Raw genomic sequence first — 17140 nt, forward strand, 5'->3', positions numbered from 1 at the left:
CGTTCGCACCTCATTGGACCCCATGGGGTGTATCGAAAACGTATCGACCTGCGCAGACGTCCTCGCAACACCGCGCCTCCTCCAATGGTCCGGCAACGGACGAACACACCGGGAGGCGGGAATGAACCCGACACGGACGACTCAGACGGCGGACCAGACGCGGGCCGCGGCGGCGGCGGTGGCTCAGGGCAAACAGCGGCGGCTGGCCGCGGGCGCCTCCGCGGCGGCGGTGCTGGCCCTGGCCGGGGCGTGCGCCGCCGACCCGCCGCGCACCGGGGCCGTCCTGCGCTCCCTGGCGGCCACCGTCACCGCCCAGCCCACCGCGACCGGCGGCGAGGCGGACGGGGAGATACCCGACGGCCGGACGCTGAGCCCCTTCGACACCGAGGCCCCGGCCGTGCGCAACCTGGACGGGCCACTGCTGGAGGCCCTGCGGCGGGCGGCCGGCGACGCCCGGGCCGAGGGCATCGAGATGACCGTCACCTCCGGCTGGCGCAACAAGGCCTACCAGCAGCGGCTGCTGGACAAGGCGGTGAGCAGGTACGGGAGCGTGGAGCAGGCCCGCAGGTTCGTCAACACGCCGGAGAAGTCCGCGCACGTCTCCGGCAAGGCGGTGGACGTCGGGCCGACCAACGCGGACTACTGGCTGATCCAGCACGGCGCCCGGTACGGGCTGTGCCAGGTGTACGACAACGAGATCTGGCACTTCGAGCTGCTCACCCGGCCGGGCGGGACCTGCCCGGCTCCGCTGCCGGACGCCGCAGGGTGAGGGGCGCACCGTGACCGACACCCCTGTCGAGGACTCCCGGCCGCCCCGGCGCCGGCTCGCACCCGCCTGGCGCACCGCACCCGCCCGGCGTACCGCACCCGCCCGGCCTACCGCGCCCGCCCGGCGCGCCGCGCCCCGGTGGCGGGCCGTACCGATGTGGCGGCGCGGGTGCGTGCCCGCCGTGCTCGGGCTGCTGACCGCCCTCGCCCTCGGCGGCCACCGCCTGGTGCCGGACCTCGGCCTGGGCCTGGGCGGCCTGTGGGAGAGCGCCCTGCCGTGGAGCGGCCTGGTGGCGGTGGCGGCGCTGCTGTGCGCGGCGCTGCGCCGGGCGCCGGTGGCGGCCTGTGCGGGCGGGGTGCTGGCCGTGGTGTGGGCGGTGGTGTTCGGGCCGGTGCTGCTGTCCGGCGGTCCGGCGCCGACGGGGGGCGGGGCCGGCGGGCCGGGGCTGACGGTGGTCACCCACAACGTGAACGCCGCCAACCCGGACCCGGCCGGCACCGCCCGGGCCCTGCTGGCCGCCGGGCCGGACCTGGTCGCGCTGGAGGAGGTCACCGACGCGGCCCTGCCCGCCTACCGGGACGTGCTGGAGCGGGCGCTGCCCCACCACGCCCGCACCGGCACCGTCGCGCTGTGGAGCCGCTACCCGGTGACGGAGTCCCGGCGGCTGGTCATCGACCCGGGCTGGAACCGTTCCCTGCGGGCCGAAGTCAGCGCTCCCGGTGGGCCGTTGGCCGTGTACGTCGCCCACCTCGCCTCGGTACGGGCCGGCGTCACCGGCTTCGCCACCGCCCACCGCGACCGTGACATCGCCGCCCTCGCCCGGGCGCTGGACGCCGAACCGCTGCGCCGGGTCCTGCTGTTGGGCGACCTCAACACCGCCGCGGACGACCGGGCGCTCGCCCCGCTCGCCAGCCGCCTCACCGTGGCCCGTGGCGACTCCGGGTCCGGTGTGGGCTTCGGTTTCGGCTTCAGCTGGCCGGCCGCCCTCCCCCTGGTCCGCATCGACCACGTCCTCACCCGGGGCCTGGCCGCCACCGCCACCTGGACGCTCCCCGTCACGCCCAGCGACCACCGCCCGGTGGCGGCACGGCTGTCGGCGTAGCGGCGGACCTCGCCGGCCGGCCCCGGTCGGGCGACCAGCCGCAGCCGGGCCGCCGCGAGCGCGGCGTGACGATCTTGTTCCAGGAGGCGGGGACGAGCGGCCCGGGGAAACACGGCGGGGAACGCGGCCGGGCCGGCTCCCCCGAGGGGGAACCGGCCCGGTGGCCGAAGCAGGATCAGGCCAGGAGGTCCGACTGGAGGGTGACGACCTGTCGGAACGGCGCGATCGGGACGCCGGCGGGGTTGGTCATGGTGATGACGGCGAGGAGGTCGGAGGCGGAGAGGTAGGCGACCCGGGCGGTCGGGGTGCCCTTGGTGCCGGCCGCGGTGGACTCCACGGTGGTGAGGCTGACGCCGTCGAGGGTGTCCCAGTCGTCGTGGGGGGTGCTCTTGGTGTCGGCCGCGGCCTTGGGGCGGCCCTTGCCGCGCAGGTCGGCGAAGGCGTCCCAGGACTCCTTGGAGGAGCCGAAGCGCAGCAGCCGGATCTGGGTGCGGGTGCCGTCGGAGGCGGTCCACTCCCGGACGGTGGCCGCGCGGCAGGCGTCCTCCAGCAGCAGGATCCGGGTCTTGACCGGGTCCTGCTGCTCGTCGGCGAGCGCGTCGCAGGGCACCCACGGGCCGACCTCGGAGCCGGCAGCGGGCGTGGCGGAGGGCGCGGCGGCGGAGGCCGAGGGGGTCGGCGCCGGGGAGGCGGTGGGCGAACCCGAGGCGGTGGGCGCCGGGGTGGGGGCCGGGAAGACGGGCGGGGTCAGGGAGCCGCCCGCCTCCTTGGGGGCGGGCAGCAGCAGGTGGCGCAGGTCCGCGTGGTGCAGGGACGCGCCCCGGCCGTCCGGGGCGTTCTTCCCGGCGGGCAGGGGCGGCAGGGTCAGCGGCGCGAAGGTGTAGCGGCCGTCGCTCGCGGTGGCCAGGCCCGGCAGGTCGGTGCGATCGGGCGCGGTGACGGCCAGGGCGGTGCCGGTGCCGGCGAGGGCGAACACCAGGGCTGCGCAGCTCCAGCGCACCGCGGCCTTGCGGCGGCGGGTGCGGCGGGCCGCCTGCTCCGCGAGGACGGCGGGGTCCACGGGGGCTTCGGGGGCTTCGGGGGCTTCGGGGGCGGCGACGGGCTCGGCGAGCGCCGGCAGGACCGGATCCGCCTCGGGAGCGCTCCCGGGCGCGGGCACGCTCTCGGGCGCGGGCGGCGGGGTGGCGTGGTCGGTCATACGGACGCTCCCGGGCGGGCGAGGCGGTCGAGCTGGAGGGTGAAGAGGGCGACGATCTTGTCCTTGGGCAGCGGCGCCACGCCCTCGGCGCTCATGATCACCAGGAGGTCGCCCTCGGCGGCCGAGCACTCCAGGTAGTCGATCGGGGCGGACGGCGGCGCGGGCATCAGGTAGCAGTGCGCCTCGGGGTGGCCGGGGATGGCCGGGCCGATCCGGAACAGGCCGGTGTCGCCGGTGAAGACCGCGGTGTACTCGTTGATCCGCTGCACTTCCTGCTGGTTGAACTGGCGCAGCCGCAGGCCCACCACCAGGTCGTCCCCGGCGGCCCGGTAGGTGCGCACACCGGTGGCCTTGACGTGCATGCTCTCCCAGTAGGAGCGCATCTTGTCGCGCTTCTCCTTGGGGAGTTGCTGGAGGTCGGACTCCAGCTCGGCGGACAGCTGCTCGCCGTTCAGCTCGGCGTCGTTGCCGTAGCCGCCGTCGTCCGGGCCGAGTTCGTAGCCGGCCGGGACGGGCAGCAGCAGGTCCCGCAGCGAGCCGAAGTGGCTGCCGTTGGACTTGGCGCCGTACGGCGTGGCGGTCGCGGTGGGGGCGGGAGCGGTGGACGGGGCGGCGGTGGCCTGCGCGGGGTCGTCGTACTGGGTCTTGATGATGCCGATGCCGATGGCCACGCCGACCAGCGCGGCCGCGGCGGTCGCGGCACCCGCGCGCAGCAGCCGGCGGGACGCGGGGCCCGGCCCGGCGGGCCCGGCGGGGTCGGCGAGCGAAGCGGGGGCGACCGGCATCGCGGGGTCGACCGGCGTCGCGGGGTCGACCGGCGTCGCGGGGTCGACGGTCACGGCGCCGGGCGCCGGCTCGGGCGGGCCCGGGGCGGGTGCGGCGGTCACGGTGTCGTCGTTCATCGGGGACCTCCGTGGATACCCCCGGCTTTGGCCTGGGGAGGAAACGGACTGCCTACGAGGCAGGTCAGGGAACGGCGTTTCGCCGCTGGAACGGACCGCCGTACAGGTGGCCACAGGTGATTGTCAGTGCCTGCTGGCAGGCTGGTCCCGTGTATCTCAGGTACTCCTATCGCATCTATCCGACGGAGGGTCAACGCCGGGCTTTGGCACGCACGTTCGGGTGCGTGCGGATGGTCTACAACGATGCGCTCGCCCTGCGGAAGCAGGCGTGGAAGACGGACCGGTCGAACATCCCGTCTGGCGCTTTGGCCAAAGCTGTGATCACGGAGGCGAAGAAGACCGTTGCCAGGTCGTGGCTTGGGTCGGTTTCGGTGGACGCCTTGCAGTCGTCCCTTCGCGACCTGGACAGCGCCTACCGGAACTACTTCGATTCGAAGTCCGGCAAGCGTGTCGCTCGCCCGGTGGGCCCGCCTGTGTTCAAGTCCCGCAAGGACAACCGGCAGTCGCTGCGGTTCTCCCGGAACGGGTTCCGCCTGCGGTCCAACGGCAAGCTGAATCTTGCCAAGATCGGTGACGTCCGGGTCAAGTGGTCCCGGCTCCTGCCCTCCGACCCCTCGTCCGTGACGGTGATTCTCGATCCCTCCGGCCGCTACCACGCCGGCTTCGTCGTGGACGTCGAACACCGGCATCTTCCCGAGTTGGACACCGAGATCGGAGTCGACCTGGGTTTGACCACCTATGCCGTTCTCTCGGACGGCACAGTGATCGACAACCCGCGCTTTCTGCGAAAAGCGGAGCGCCGGTTGAAGGCCGCCCAGCGGGCTCTGTCCCGCAAGGCCAAGGGATCGAAGAACCGGGCGAAAGCCCGGCGCAAGGTCGCCAAAGCGCACGCCGAAGTGGCCGACACCCGCATGGACTGGCTGCACAAACAGACGACCAGGATCATCCGCGAAACCCAAGCGGTGTACCTGGAAGATCTGAACGTGCACGGTCTCGCCCGCACCCGCCTGGCCAAGTCCGTCCACGACGCCGGATGGTCCACCTTCCGGCGTCTCCTTGAGGAAAAGGCCATGCGGTACGGACGACACATCGGTGTGATCGGCCGGTACCAACCCACGTCGCAGGTGTGCTCCACGTGCGGGACCTTGGACGGGCCCAAGCCGCTGGGCGTCCGCATGTGGACGTGTGGCGCGTGCGGCACCTCTCACGATCGCGACCTCAATGCTGCTCGAAACATCCTGGCCGCCGGGCGGGCGGACAGGCTGAACGCCTGCGGAGGGCCGGTGAGCCCCGGCGTGGCAATCCCACGCCCGGCACGGCCCGTGGAAACAGGAACCCACCGGAGCGTCGGCGGCACCGGGCGCAAGCCCCGTGCCGCGGGCGCAGCCGGAATCCCCGTGCTTCAGCACGAGGAGGACGTCAAACCAGCCGCTCCCACTGCCGCTTGGCGATGTCCTTGAGGATGTCGGGGTTCACCGGCTGGGCGCCGAAGACCTCGACCTTCATCTGCAGCGGGCCGCGCTTGGCGTAGGCCTCGCCGAGGTAGTACGAGTCGTTGCTGTCCGCCCACGGGTAGCGGATGCCGTCCACCTTGTAGCCGCCGCTGGCGCCGTCCGCGAAGGCCGGCCAGGTGAGGGACTTGGCCATGTCGGCGTGGTCGGCGGTGTACTGGATCAGCGTGACGCGGTAGCGGACGTCGTCCTTCTTCCAGGCCACCTCGGCCGCGCGCCGGAAGCCGCTGGAGGCGAGCTCCTTGAACACCTTGGCCTCGGTGCCGCTCTCCTCGGCGAGTTCGCCGATCGAGATCCAGGCCGGCTTGTCCGGGAAGTCACCCCAGGGGGTGCTGCCCTCGGGGGCGCTGATCAGCAGCTTGGTCAGGTCGCCGTCGATGGCGAGCGGCTTGGGCTGCTCGGCGGCGAGGGCGGCCGGGTCGACGGTGTCGGCCGGGTAGGACGGGCGGGCGACCTGGAGCGGCGGCAGCGGCGTGGGCGGGCGCTGGGCCTGCACGGCGTAGCCGACGCCGCCGCCGACCAGGGTGCCCAGCACCAGGGCGCAGGCGCTCAGCAGCACGGGCCGGGGGCGGCGCGGGGCGCGCGGGGCGGGGCCGGCCTCGGCCGTCAACTGCCCGTCGGGGAGGGAGGGTTCGCTGTTGTCCACGGCGAGGGGCGGTGCGACGGGCGGGGCCGCGGGCGGCGGCGGAACGGCGGGCGACGGCTCCGCGGGTTCGGTGGTCACGAAAGTGGCTCCAGAGGAAGGAAGGGAAAGGGCGGGCGGACGGGAGCCGGGCTCAGCCGCCGGTGGTGAGCCACTCGCGCTGGCGCTTCATCAGCTCGTTCAGCAGTGCCTTGTCGGGTGTCCCCTTCACGTCGACGTCGATCGTGTACTGGACGTCGCCCTGGCTGGAGATGCCGCTCATCGAGCCGGTGTACGACTCGTGCTTGGGGGTCTGCAGGTAGCCGTGGCCGCCCGGGTCGCCGTCGATGTCGAACGGCTCCAGCGACTTGATCTTGTAGCCCTTGACGAAGTCGCGCGCCATCGCGGTGGAGCCGAACTGCAGGATGGTCACGGTGACTTCGGCCTTGCCGTCGGCGGTCCGGTACATCCGGGTGGCGCCGCCCTTGTAGCCGTACGAGCCGAGGATGTCCATGATGCCGTCCTGCTTGCCGAAGAGCGCGGAGACGTCGTCGTTGGTCAGGGCCATCCCGTCCGCGGGGCCGTAGGACTCGCCGCCGGCCGGGATGGGGAGCAGGAAATAGCGCAGGTCGCCCTCGTGCTGGCCGTTCTTGACCGTGCCCTTGACGGTGCTGGCCGGGGCGGGTTCGGCCGGGACGGCGGTGGGCACCGGGACGGGCTCGGCCGAGGGCGTCGCACTCGCGCTGGCACTGGCACTCGCACTCGCCGCCTTCGGCGGGGCGGAGGCGGCCACGGCCGGACGGGCGTCGGGCTTGCCGACGGCGACCGTCACGGCGGCGCTGGCCGCGGTGACGGCGAGCAGGCCGGCGGTGGCCAGCGCGACGCCCACGGCGCGCGGCAGCCGGCGCGGGGCGGGCTGCGGTACGGGCACCTGCTCCGGCGCGGGCGCGACGGCGTCGGCAGCGGCGTCGGTGGCGTCGGTGACGTCAGCAGCAGCGCCGTCGGCGGCGACACCCGCAACAGCGGCCTCGGCAGCGGTGTCGGCGACAGCCGGTTCGGCCGGTGCCGGTGGCCCGGCGGCGGCGCCCTCGTTCTCGGGCTCGGGCAAAGGGATCCCCCCAGGAAGAATGCGGAATCGCACGCGCGGGCCCCACTCCCCCATCGGGGTTCTCCGGGGCTTCCGTCACACGTGTCGGCAGGAATTATGAGAGGCCGCCGACACCACTGCCAACAAAATCAACCACCACACTTTCCCCCAATGTTCGACGAATCGGACACACCGTGATCGAACCGCAATGGGCCGCTGTCCTGCGGTGATGACACAGAGTCGACACATCGATTCGAACACCGGCTCCCCCGCCCCGGCCCGTGACGATGCCGCGCTCCCGTCACCGCTCGGCACGAGGACCCGCTCGCCGGGCCGCCACGGCGTCGGAAACGGGCAGGGGAACCGGGAAGGGGAACCGGGGAGGAAGGGGGACGAGCCGTGGCGGGCAAGGAACGCGACCGCCGGTGGGCGCGGACGGCCGCGGCGGCGCTCGCGGTGCCGGCCGCCGCCGGGGTGCCGGCGGTGTGGGCGTGGTCGCAGGACGAACCGGTGGACGGGCGGCCGGCGTGGCTGTGCGCCGCCGCACTGGCGGTGGGCGTGGCTGCGTCGGTCCCGCTGCGCCGCAGGGCCGGCCGCGGCGCGTACACGGCGATCTGCCTGTGGGCGGTGCTGCTGCTGACCGCCGCCTGGGGTGCGGCGTTCGCGGCGGCCCAGGCCGTCCACACCGTCCGGGTGCGGGCGCACGAGCCGCGCAGCGTGCCGGCGGTGGTGACGCACTGCCGGGTGACGGGCCGACTGCCGGTGGAGGGCGGCGGCCTGGGCGCCAGGACGTACGGCTGCACCTACCGTTGGAGCGTGGACGGACGGCAGTTCGACGAGGAGCGCCCGGTCGACGAGCCGTACCCGGACGGCCAGGAGACCCGGGTCCGGCTGGAGGACGGCGGGCGGATGGTCACCGGCCGGCCGAGCCCGCTGGGGGGCCCGTTCTGGAGCGCGTCGGCCCTGCTCGCGCTGGCCGCCGCGCCGTACTTCGCCGTCCGCCTGGCCGGGCGGGCCCGGGAGGCGGGCCTGTGAGGGCGGCGACGCCCGGGGCCGGGCCGCGGTTCGCCGTCGTCCCCGGGTACGCGCTGTACCGGGGGCCGCTGGCGGACAGCGCCTTCCACCGGCACGCCGCCTTCCAGGTCGCCGTCGCGGGCGGGCAGGCGGGCGGGGCCGCCGGCGAGCGCGCCGCACGGGTGGCGATCGACGACGCGGCGGGGCAGCGCCACCGCGGTCCCGCGATCGTGGTGCCGCCGATGGTGCGCCACCGGATGCGCCCGGTCCGGGAGGTGCTGGTCTTCTTCGTCGACCCGCACTGCGCCTTCGCCGACCGGCTGCGCCAGGACTGCGGCGAGGGCGTCACCGTGGCCCCGCAGTGGCACGGCCTGACCGAGCGGGAGGTCCGGCCCGGTGGCGGGCTGCCCGCCACCGGGCTGGACCCGAGGCTGCGGACGGCGATGGCGGCGCTGGCCGACGACCAGGTGCCGCTGGAGGGTCTCGCCGCGCGGGTGGGGCTGTCCCCGCAGCGCCTGCGGGCCCTGGCGCAGCGGCAGTTGGGGGTGCCGCTGGCACGCTGGCGCAGCTGGCAGCGGCTGTCCCGGGCGGCGCTGGCCCTCCGCGACGGGTGCTCGCCGGCGCAGGCGGCGGCTGCGGGCGGGTTCGCCGACCAGGCCCATTTCACCCGCTGGATGCGGGAGTTGACCGGGTTGACACCCGCGCAGGTGCTGCCCGCCCTGCGCGGGGTGGACGTCGGGTGCGCGGGCGTTCAGCCGCCGGCCCGCCGCGCGGTGTAGAAGGACAGCGACCCGGTCACCGTCGCGACGGTCTCCACCTCGCGCACGTTCTCGAAGCCCGCCTCGGCGATCAGCCGGGGCAGGATGCCGTCGGCGTTGGGCTGGGTGTCCTGCTTCCCGTCGACGAGTTGGACGATCCGGAAGGCCAGGCGCATCGCCGGCGTGCGTTGCTTGCCGTAGTCGGCGATCACCAACTTGCCGCCGGGGCGCAGGGTTCGGTGCATGGCGGTGAGGATCGCCTGCTTCATGGGGAGCGGGCACTGGTGCAGGACGAGGCTGGAGACGACGGTGTCGGCCGTCCCGGGGCCGACCAGGCCGTCCACCGCGTCGCCCATGCCGTTGCGGAAGTCGGCGGTGCCGCCCGCCGCGGCGGCCTTGCGGCGGGCCAGGCGCAGCACGGCGGGGTCGGGGTCGACGCCGATGACGGTGGCCTGGGGTTCGGCCCGGTTCAGCAGGAGCGCGAGGGAGCCGGTGCCGCAGCCGACGTCGACGATCAGGTCGCCGGGCCGGGGGGCGGCGTGCATGGCGAGCAGGCTGCGCCAGAGGCGTTCGCGGGTGAGCGAGACGATCGGGTCGTAGAGCCCGAGGGCGAGGCGCCCGGCGGCGGGGGTGAAGGTGTCGGTCGTGGTCATCCGGCCAGTGTGGGCGGCCGCTTGGGGCGGAGTCTTGAACGATTCGCTCGCGCTCTGGGGCGGCCCCGCGTGCTCCGCGGGGCAAGCCCGAGGGAGCACTTCAGGATTGGGCCGGGGGGCGCACCGTTTCCGGAGGGCCAGGAACTGGCACCGTCGGAGCTCGGAGCAGCAGTACCAGTCCCAGCGCCAGGTCGACGACGACGCCCAGTGCCTGCAGCCAATCGGGCGTCTTCCCGGGCGAGTAGATCTGCAGGTAGTCGGACAGCCCGTGCACCAGGACCAGCGGCCAGATGCTCCCGATGTACAGGCGCGCGCCGCACAGGCAGAAGCCGAACGCACCGGCCTCCACCACCTGCCACAGCGTGTTGCCCAGGGGGGCGTCGAAGAACAGCCAGTTGTCGAGGTGCCCGACCCCGAACAGCACCGCCGTCAGCCCCGCCGCACGCACCGGGCCGAGTGGCCGCGCGACCTCCAGCACCAGTGCCCGGCTGCCCAGTTCCTCGCTGACCCCGATGCTGAGCATCAGCGCCACCCCGCCCACCAGGGTCGCCGTACTGCCCTCGATCCCGGGCAGCGCCGCCAGGCCCGCCAGCGCCGCCACCGGCAGCAGAGCCGGCCAACGCGCCATGACGCCAAGGCTCGTCACCCCGCTGGCTGCCGACATACCCCAGGCTCGGAGCAGCACCAGCACCACCACCGCACCCGCCAGGTTGACCACGGTCGGCCCCAACTGCGGGAACCATCCGGGCTCCATCGGCGGCAGCGACTTCGCCACCACCACGATCGTCGCCTGCCAGAGGACCGCAACCCCGACCGCCCCCAGCACCGGGTTCCGGCGCACCCGGCTCCCCCATCGCGTCAGCACGCCTCGATGGTAGGCGGGAAGAAGCCAAGTCAGCGTCAGTTCAGCCGAGTTGGAAGCACCCAGCCGCCATACTCCCCCAGACGGAAGGACCCTGGACGAACAAGTCCGAGCCCAGCACACCGAGCAGAGGCCGGGCGGCCCCGCGCGCCCCGCGGGCCCGCCCGGCAAGAGGTCGGTGTCGTGCCGATCAGGCGGTGTGGAACAGCCGGGCCGCGTCGTGGATCTCCGCGACGGCCCGGACGTAGTCCTCCAGTTCGCCGCCCCACGGGTCGGTGATGCCGGTGCCGAGGACGCGCACGGGCCGGTCGGGCCCGGCGAGGGCCCGGACGGTGTCGGCGGTCTCGTCGTCCACGGCGAGCAGGTCGTCCGCCCAGTCGAGCTGCTGCCGGTCGAGGAGGACGCCGCGGTGCGCGGTCAGGTCGTAGCCGAACCCGGCGGCGGCCTGGATCATCAGCGGATGGGCGGGCTTGCCGACATGCCAGTCCCTGGTGCCGGCCGAGCGCACGTCGAGGGTGCCACCGGCCTGCTGGGCGAGGATCAGCGCGGCGATCGGGGACCGGCAGTGGTTGCCCTTGCAGATCACCAGGACGTTGCGGCGGCGCGGAGAACTCACCGGGGGTCCACCCGTTCGATCTCGAAGGTGAGCACGCCCAGCGCCTCCTTGTGGGGCGGGAAGATGGCGTGGATCGCCTCGAGCTGTTCGGCCTCGGTGGCGTGGGGGTTGACGGCTTCCACCCGCTCGGTGCCGAACATCTCCCTGAAGGTGCGGTACTTCCCGATCCGTGTGACCCTGGTCAGGCAACTGGACTCGCGGCAGGTGAAGTTGATCAGGTCTCCGACCCTGATCCGCTTCATGGACTCGTAGGCGACGCGGACCTCGACGGTCTTCTCGCCCTTGGCGATCAGGTCGAAGTACTGCCGGTAGATCGGCATGGTGCGGGGGCGCTTGGCCTGGGAGTCGTGCGTGGCGGGCCGGCGGGTGCTCATCAGGTCTTCCAATGCGGTTGTGGTGTAGGACCGGAAGAAGTGCCTGGGGTCGCTCAGCACGAGTTCGCCAAGGCCCGTCAGCGCTTCGACGTAGTCCTCTCGGGTGCCGGGCCAGGCCGAGGGGTCGAGCAGCCACGCGGGGGTGGTGTCGTCCCGGGCGGGTCCGGCGTCGGCGGCTTCGCGCAGCAGGCTCTTCGAGAGCTTTCCGCCGTCGCTGCCGAGGATCTGGGGGGTGAAGATCCGGACGGGCAGGGGTCCGGCCGGCGGGCCGAGGGCGGCGTGCGCGCCGTCGACGAGCTGGCACCCGAAGGCCCAGTCGCCGCCCTTGACCATGACGTGCAGGGTGCGGTCGCCGGGCCGGTAGGAGCGTTCCTTGACGACGTTGCGGTAGAGCGTGGCGAGGTCGAGGTAGCCGCCGCCCATCGGGGTGATGTCGGCTTCGTGGCGGCCGTGTTCGAAGCAGTGCGCCTCGAACAGGCCGCCGACGTCGTCCAGTTCCAGCAGCCGCGTCCGGTCCGCGTACTTCTCCGCCCATCCGCAGTCGGGGCAGGGCAGCCGGATGTGCGCGGTGCCGCTGTTCGGCGAGAGCCAGGCGCCAATCTCGTCGAGGAGTTCCAGCGTCCGCAGGAACTCGGCCCGGAAGGCCGGGGTGTCCTGCTGGCGGGTGTAGGTGGTGACCGTGTACGGCACGTTCGTCCGGGCGCTGCAGGCGTCGAACAGCGGCAGGTAGTGCCGGGCGATGAGCGACGAGATCTCGTCGGCGCCCAGGTGGTGGTCGTAGGCCCGCTGGTAGCGGCGCCCGTCGACGTTGGTCGTCTCCGCCGGGGAGTTGTCGAGCGCGCAGAACTCCACGCCGGTGTCGAGGCCGAACTCGTCGCGGGCGCGCTCCGCGAGGAGGAAGGCGAGGCTCTGGACGAGGTGGGTTCCGAGGTGCGGGTGCCCGTTGATCTGGGTGCCCACGGAGAAGCTGACGTTCTCGATGTCGGAGTCAGAGATGCGCGGCCGCAGGACGTCCACGGCGTCCTCGACGGCGTTGGCGAGCACCGTGTTCGGGGACCGGAACGCGGAGGTGGTCATGGTGCGCCTCCCTCGGGTCGTGATGGTACGGCGGGTGAGGTGGTGCGAGAGCACCGGCCGGCGGCGGGGTGCGTGATAGACCGTAGGGACCCCGGTGCGGTGCTCTCAACGAACTTGCGCCTTCTTGCGGTTCGTCACTCCAAAGAGTCAACGGCATCGAGGATCAGCGCCCTGGCCTGCGCCCCGTACACGGCCATGCCCGACAGGCCCACGAAGGCCCGGATGTAGTCGGTGATCTCTCTGGGCTGGAGCACGTTGACCTTCGCCGTCAGGGTCTCCACCGCCACCCGCTGATCGTCGAAGAGGTAGAAGGCCTCAAGCGGCCAGATGACTCGCGGGCCGCCGGCCGGGATGATCCCGATGGAGACGGAGGGCAGCGACATCAACGTGAGCAGGTGGCGGAGCTGAGCGGCCATGTCCTCCGCACTGCCGATCCTGGTTCGCAACACCCACTCTTCGATCAGGACCGCGAACCGGTGCGTCCCCGTGCACATGAGCCGTGCCCGAGCCAAGCGCGCCGGTACGGCCGCTGCGACGTCGTTCGGGGTGCCCTGGAAGTCCGTGATGGACTGCATGAGCGCCGTGGCGTACTCGGCGGTCTGGAAGAAGCCGGGGAGCACGTTGGAGACGTAGATCCGGAAGAGCCTCGTGCGCTCGTAGTCGCTGATGACCTTCTCTTGCGCGAGCCTCATGCCGGAGCTGTTCCGGCGCCTCCACTCCTGGTACATCGAATCGGCGGCGCGGGATGCCGCGATCAGGTCGGGGATCCGGTCGCCGGCGCCGCAGGCCGTGCACCAGACCCTTATGTCGTCTTCCGACGGGGCGGCCTTGCCGGACTGGATGCGAGAGGTCTTGGCCGGATGCCAACCGCACAGGGCGGACAGCTCGCTCCCCTTGAGTCCGGCGTCCTTGCGGATCTCGACCAGTTGGTCGGCGATGGCCTTCCGTGCGGCGACGACGCTGGACGAAGACGACGATGGCATGTGCTGTCCACCCGGGCGGTTCGGAGCTGGCTCAGACCTCGAAGTCCTCGTGGGGTACTGCTCGTTCCCACACGGCCTCGAAAGCCTTCGCGCACAGATCCACGGTGGCCGGTTCCTCGGTCATCACGTTCCGGGGAGTAGCCCACTCACCGTCGCCCGTGAACAGGTTGAACCGCACGATCCGGCTGTCGAACAACCAGAAGTCGGCTCCTGGCAACGCGAGGTCCAGCGCCCGGCTCCGGGGCAGCCATCGGATCTGCTCACCGGCCGCGATGTTGGTGAACGTGTGGGAGTGCTCGTAGCGGATGTACTCGGTGACAGGCTCCGACACGATCCGGGCACGCCGGATCGTCACCCCACGGGCGATGGTCTCCACCACGAAGTCATGGAACGGATGCCACCACTCGGCCCGGTTCTCCAGGGAGTACCGGTGTCCGGCCTTCCATGCGGCGAACTGGTCGGCCTCGTCGCCGACGCTGTACTGATCACGCATCTCCAGATGCACGGCCGACTTCTTCGTCTCCCGGAGCAGGGTCCTGAAGTCCGGCACGTTCGATGGCATCGCAAGCCTTCCTGATGATGGGGATCATTCGCTCGGGGATACTGATCACGGACTCGTGGTCGGGTACGCCGACCTTGTGCCCGGCAACCCACTCGGTCTCGTTGACTTCCGCGAACTCGGCCCCGGTGACGGTGTCGCTCTGGATCACGAGCCGACGCTGAGCCACGTCCGCCCAGACGGTGGGCGAGCCTTCCTCGTTGGTCTCAGGGTCGATTCCGAAGAACTCTAGGCCCATGGCTACCTCTCCTGTCGCATAAGCTTGCGAATCCTTGCGCCCGGAGTTGACGTGCCTGCCAGCATCCCGCGCTCGAGGCCGCCTTGTCAGGCGTTTCATCTCCTGATGAAACCCGGGCTGCTCGACCCAACAACTCGCCGCGCTCGTCGGCATCGCCAAGGCCAGCGCCAGCGAGCACGCCACGACACTGCGCAACGCGGGCCTGATCGACACCCACCGGGACCGCCAGTCGACCGCCCATGTCGCCACCCCCACCGGCATCGCGCTGCTCAACGCGCCCTCCGCACGCCCCTGACCGGCCGCCTGCCGCAACAGCGCCCGTCGGAACTCCCGGGCGCACCGGCACCGACGTGCTGCCCCGCGGCCGTCCGGCGGCACCTCCTGGTCCAGGTAGCGGGCGGGCGGCAGCACTCCCGGGCGCGGTCGCGCCCGCCGCCGCTGACAGCGGTGCCGACGACTGCCGCTACGGTTCCTCCGTGACTTCACCCACCTGGACCGATGACGAGATCGTCGCGAGGATCCGCGACTTCGCCGAGGCCCGCCGCCTCCCCCGCCCCGCACCGGCACAGGCCGCGGACGAGTTCGAGGCCCTCACCGGGTTTCCGATGCAGCCGCTGCTGCGGAGGATCTACTGCGAGGCGGCCAACGGGGGCTTCGGCCCCTACGGCGGCGCCCTGCGCCGTCGCGGCAGCGTGCCGTGCGGCGTGGTGTCGCTGACCGACACCAAGCAGCGGTTCAGCAACGAGACGTCCCTGATGACCCTCTACCGGCAGTGGATCTCCCAACCGTCCGGGGAGGACGAGTTCCATCCGCGCAACGTGCTTCCGCTGGCGACCCTCGGCGGCGTCATCTGGTGGTGCATCGACCTCAGCACCCGAGAAGGCCGCATGTGGGGCGGGGACGAGAACGCCTGCGACCGCCACTGGCTGGCACCGCAGGACCTCACCCTCGCGCAGTGGCTCACCGACTGGCTCCGCGGCGACGACACCGCCCCGGAGATTCCGGCCGTTCCCGGCTGCCCCACCTGCTGATGCCCGCTGCCTGCGGCCCCTCCCGCCCGTACGCCCGTGACCTGTGCTTTCCCGCTGAGCTGCGGGCGGCCGGGCATCTGGCTAGCCTGGTCATCGGGTGGGTACGAGGCATCGTCGTGCCCGCTGGGCCTGCGGAGGCCCGACAGCCGGGCGGTGAGCGATCCGCCCCCCTCGGGCACGTGTGGCAACCGCCCCGTGATCCGCCAGGGCTTCCGACGCCATCCGCGGACGAGCCCGCCGACCTCTCGGACACCCCACAAGGGACAACCCACATGAGAGCGATCACCCTGTCTCCCGCCAAGCGCGTCGCGACCGCGGCCGTCACCGCCGTGCTGCTGGCCGGCACCCCCGGCCTGGCCGCGGCAGCCACCACCCCGCCGACCGCCCGGCCGTCCCAACAGGCCACGACCTGGTACCAGTTCAGGATCTACCCGAACAACACCCCGGCCAGGCACCTGGACGTCGACAGCGGCGGCAGGGCCGTCGTGGCCGTTCCCAACCCCGAGAGCGAACGCCAGCAGTGGAGCCTGAGCACCATCGGCGGGCTGCCGCTCGTCAAGAACCGGGCGACGGGCACGTGCCTGACCGCGCCGAGTAACACGCAGGACCCCGTCACCCTCCAGGCCTGCGACAGGAACAACCCGCACCAGCGGTGGGACGTGCACCACGTGACGTCCGGACAGGTCGAGATCTCGCCCCGGGACCACCCCGCTCTCGCTCTCACCGGGAGCGCGCAAGCCGGCAGCAAGGCCGTCCTGCGGCTCTACGTGGCGGAGCACAACCAGCAGTGGTTCATCCGCTCCGTGAAGTAGCGGTCCCCCGCCCCCGGTGAACCCCTTCGACGCCCACGGCGCGCCCGTGACCTGCGCTTTCCCGCTGATCTGCGGGCCGCCGGACATCTGGCCGGCCTGGTCGGGCGGGCACGAGGCACCGCCGGGCCCCCGGGCCCCGCAGGCCCGGCAGCCTGGGCGGTAGCGATCCGGCACCCTCGGGCGACCCCCCGGCCCGGCCCCGCGACCCCCAGGGCCTCCGACGCCATCCGCCGAGGATCCCGTACACCTCTCGGACACCCCACAAGGGACAACCCACATGGGAGTGACAACCATGTCTCCTGCCAAGCGCATCGCGACCGCGGCCATCGCCACGGCCCTGCTGGCCGGCACCCCCGGCCTGGCCGCGGCAGCCACCCCGCCGGCCGCCCCGCCGACCCTGCAGACCGGGGCCTGGTTCCGGCTCGAAGTCCTGCCACCGACCCAGCCCAGCGTCGTGAAGACGATGGAGGTCAACAGCAGCGGCACGGTCGTCATGGCCGACCGCGAGCCGAACAACAACCGCCAGTTCTGGAGCATGAGCGGCCCCACCGGCAAGCAGCTCATCGAGAACAGGGCGACGGGCACGTGTCTGACCGCGCCGACCAGCGGCGCCGGGAGCCCCGTCACCCTCCAGACCTGCGACAAGAACAACGTGAACCAGCAGTGGAACGTGCGCTACTGGTCGGAGGGCAGGTTCACGGTCTCGCTCACGGCCCGCCCCGCCCTCTACCTCACCGGGGGCGCGACCATCGGCACCGAGGTCACCGTCAGGATCTACACCTCGACCTTCGCCCAGCACTGGGCCGCGGTGCCCCCGGGGCGCTGATCCCTGGACGAGCGCCGACCCCGTAGCACGTCGGCCCAGCCCGCGGCCCTGCCCGACCCCCGGTCGGGCAGGGCCGCGTGCGTGAACGCCCCCGAAGTGACCCGACCGCTCGAGTAGCCCGTCGACGCAGCCTGTCGGCCCGGGGG

The 17140-nt window shown here is 72.7% G+C and carries 19 protein-coding genes; 8 read left to right on the forward strand and 11 right to left on the reverse strand.

Annotation, left to right across the window (positions count from 1 at the left end; all coding sequences use genetic code 11):
* Window positions 1–121: 121 nt before the first annotated feature.
* Window positions 122–769 (forward strand): M15 family metallopeptidase, encoded by a 648-nt coding sequence (locus ACWDBE_RS26890; RefSeq protein WP_449809332.1) that lies wholly within the window; start codon window positions 122–124, stop codon window positions 767–769.
* 10 nt (window positions 770–779) lie between these two features.
* The gene (locus ACWDBE_RS26895) at window positions 780–1871 is read left to right on the forward strand and encodes an endonuclease/exonuclease/phosphatase family protein (RefSeq protein WP_449809333.1); all 1092 of its coding nucleotides are present in this window, start codon (window positions 780–782) and stop codon (window positions 1869–1871) included.
* Between the two features lie 175 nt (window positions 1872–2046).
* Here the strand turns inward: ACWDBE_RS26895 and ACWDBE_RS26900 are convergent, their stop codons facing one another.
* Together ACWDBE_RS26900 and ACWDBE_RS26905 are read right to left on the reverse strand one after the other, a co-directional pair.
* Complete coding sequence (locus ACWDBE_RS26900; protein ID WP_449809334.1) at window positions 2047–3069, reverse strand: hypothetical protein; 1023 nt, start codon at window positions 3067–3069, stop codon at window positions 2047–2049.
* Entirely contained in the window at window positions 3066–3971 is a 906-nt protein-coding gene (locus ACWDBE_RS26905; protein WP_449809335.1) for a hypothetical protein, read from the reverse strand. The genes ACWDBE_RS26900 and ACWDBE_RS26905 overlap by 4 nt, the downstream gene beginning before the upstream one ends.
* A 149-nt stretch (window positions 3972–4120) precedes the next feature.
* Between ACWDBE_RS26905 and ACWDBE_RS26910 the strand changes: the two genes are divergently transcribed.
* The gene (locus ACWDBE_RS26910) at window positions 4121–5431 is read left to right on the forward strand and encodes an RNA-guided endonuclease InsQ/TnpB family protein (RefSeq protein ID WP_449809336.1); all 1311 of its coding nucleotides are present in this window, start codon (window positions 4121–4123) and stop codon (window positions 5429–5431) included.
* Here ACWDBE_RS26910 and ACWDBE_RS26915 read toward each other — a convergent pair.
* Both ACWDBE_RS26915 and ACWDBE_RS26920 read right to left on the reverse strand, forming a co-directional pair.
* Complete coding sequence (locus ACWDBE_RS26915; protein ID WP_449793072.1) at window positions 5391–6206, reverse strand: hypothetical protein; 816 nt, start codon at window positions 6204–6206, stop codon at window positions 5391–5393. The two genes, ACWDBE_RS26910 and ACWDBE_RS26915, sit on opposite strands and share 41 nt — an antisense overlap.
* 52 nt (window positions 6207–6258) lie before the next feature.
* The gene (locus ACWDBE_RS26920) at window positions 6259–7212 is read right to left on the reverse strand and encodes a hypothetical protein (RefSeq protein WP_449809337.1); all 954 of its coding nucleotides are present in this window, start codon (window positions 7210–7212) and stop codon (window positions 6259–6261) included.
* Between the two features lie 378 nt (window positions 7213–7590).
* On the opposite strand from ACWDBE_RS26920, the gene ACWDBE_RS26925 reads away from it, so the two are divergent.
* Entirely contained in the window at window positions 7591–8226 is a 636-nt protein-coding gene (locus ACWDBE_RS26925; protein WP_449809338.1) for a hypothetical protein, read from the forward strand.
* The gene (locus ACWDBE_RS26930) at window positions 8223–8984 is read left to right on the forward strand and encodes a helix-turn-helix domain-containing protein (protein WP_449809339.1); all 762 of its coding nucleotides are present in this window, start codon (window positions 8223–8225) and stop codon (window positions 8982–8984) included. The genes ACWDBE_RS26925 and ACWDBE_RS26930 overlap by 4 nt, the downstream gene beginning before the upstream one ends.
* Here ACWDBE_RS26930 and ACWDBE_RS26935 read toward each other — a convergent pair.
* From ACWDBE_RS26935 to ACWDBE_RS26965, 7 genes are all read right to left on the reverse strand, one after another.
* On the reverse strand, window positions 8957–9616 hold the full coding sequence (locus ACWDBE_RS26935) for a class I SAM-dependent methyltransferase (protein WP_449809340.1): 660 nt from the start codon (window positions 9614–9616) through the stop codon (window positions 8957–8959). The two genes, ACWDBE_RS26930 and ACWDBE_RS26935, sit on opposite strands and share 28 nt — an antisense overlap.
* Before the next feature lie 100 nt (window positions 9617–9716).
* The gene (locus ACWDBE_RS26940) at window positions 9717–10481 is read right to left on the reverse strand and encodes a CPBP family intramembrane glutamic endopeptidase (RefSeq protein ID WP_449793077.1); all 765 of its coding nucleotides are present in this window, start codon (window positions 10479–10481) and stop codon (window positions 9717–9719) included.
* 187 nt (window positions 10482–10668) lie between these two features.
* Window positions 10669–11094 (reverse strand): arsenate-mycothiol transferase ArsC, encoded by a 426-nt coding sequence (locus ACWDBE_RS26945; protein WP_449793078.1) that lies wholly within the window; start codon window positions 11092–11094, stop codon window positions 10669–10671.
* Window positions 11091–12545: an ASCH domain-containing protein gene (locus ACWDBE_RS26950; protein WP_449809341.1), complete on the reverse strand. Its 1455-nt coding sequence runs from the start codon at window positions 12543–12545 to the stop codon at window positions 11091–11093. Before ACWDBE_RS26950 ends, ACWDBE_RS26945 begins: the two co-directional genes overlap by 4 nt.
* 134 nt (window positions 12546–12679) lie before the next feature.
* A complete protein-coding gene (locus ACWDBE_RS26955) occupies window positions 12680–13528 on the reverse strand; it encodes a helix-turn-helix domain-containing protein (RefSeq protein ID WP_449809342.1) in 849 nt (282 codons plus the stop codon).
* 31 nt (window positions 13529–13559) lie between these two features.
* Window positions 13560–14090 (reverse strand): DUF6879 family protein, encoded by a 531-nt coding sequence (locus tag ACWDBE_RS26960; protein WP_402404227.1) that lies wholly within the window; start codon window positions 14088–14090, stop codon window positions 13560–13562.
* On the reverse strand, window positions 14014–14598 hold the full coding sequence (locus ACWDBE_RS26965; protein ID WP_449809353.1) for a hypothetical protein: 585 nt from the start codon (window positions 14596–14598) through the stop codon (window positions 14014–14016). The genes ACWDBE_RS26960 and ACWDBE_RS26965 overlap by 77 nt, the downstream gene beginning before the upstream one ends.
* A 203-nt stretch (window positions 14599–14801) precedes the next feature.
* Here ACWDBE_RS26965 and ACWDBE_RS26970 point away from each other — a divergent pair, with 203 nt between their 5' ends.
* From ACWDBE_RS26970 to ACWDBE_RS26980, 3 genes are all read left to right on the forward strand, one after another.
* Window positions 14802–15356 carry a hypothetical protein gene (locus ACWDBE_RS26970; RefSeq protein ID WP_449793081.1) on the forward strand — a complete coding sequence of 185 codons (555 nt, stop codon included), beginning with the start codon at window positions 14802–14804 and terminating at the stop codon, window positions 15354–15356.
* Between the two features lie 272 nt (window positions 15357–15628).
* Window positions 15629–16168 (forward strand): RICIN domain-containing protein, encoded by a 540-nt coding sequence (locus tag ACWDBE_RS26975; RefSeq protein ID WP_449809343.1) that lies wholly within the window; start codon window positions 15629–15631, stop codon window positions 16166–16168.
* 292 nt (window positions 16169–16460) lie between these two features.
* Complete coding sequence (locus tag ACWDBE_RS26980) at window positions 16461–16994, forward strand: ricin-type beta-trefoil lectin domain protein (RefSeq protein WP_449793083.1); 534 nt, start codon at window positions 16461–16463, stop codon at window positions 16992–16994.
* Window positions 16995–17140 lie beyond the last annotated feature (146 nt).

It is taken from the genome of Kitasatospora sp. NPDC001132, from assembly GCF_053598415.1.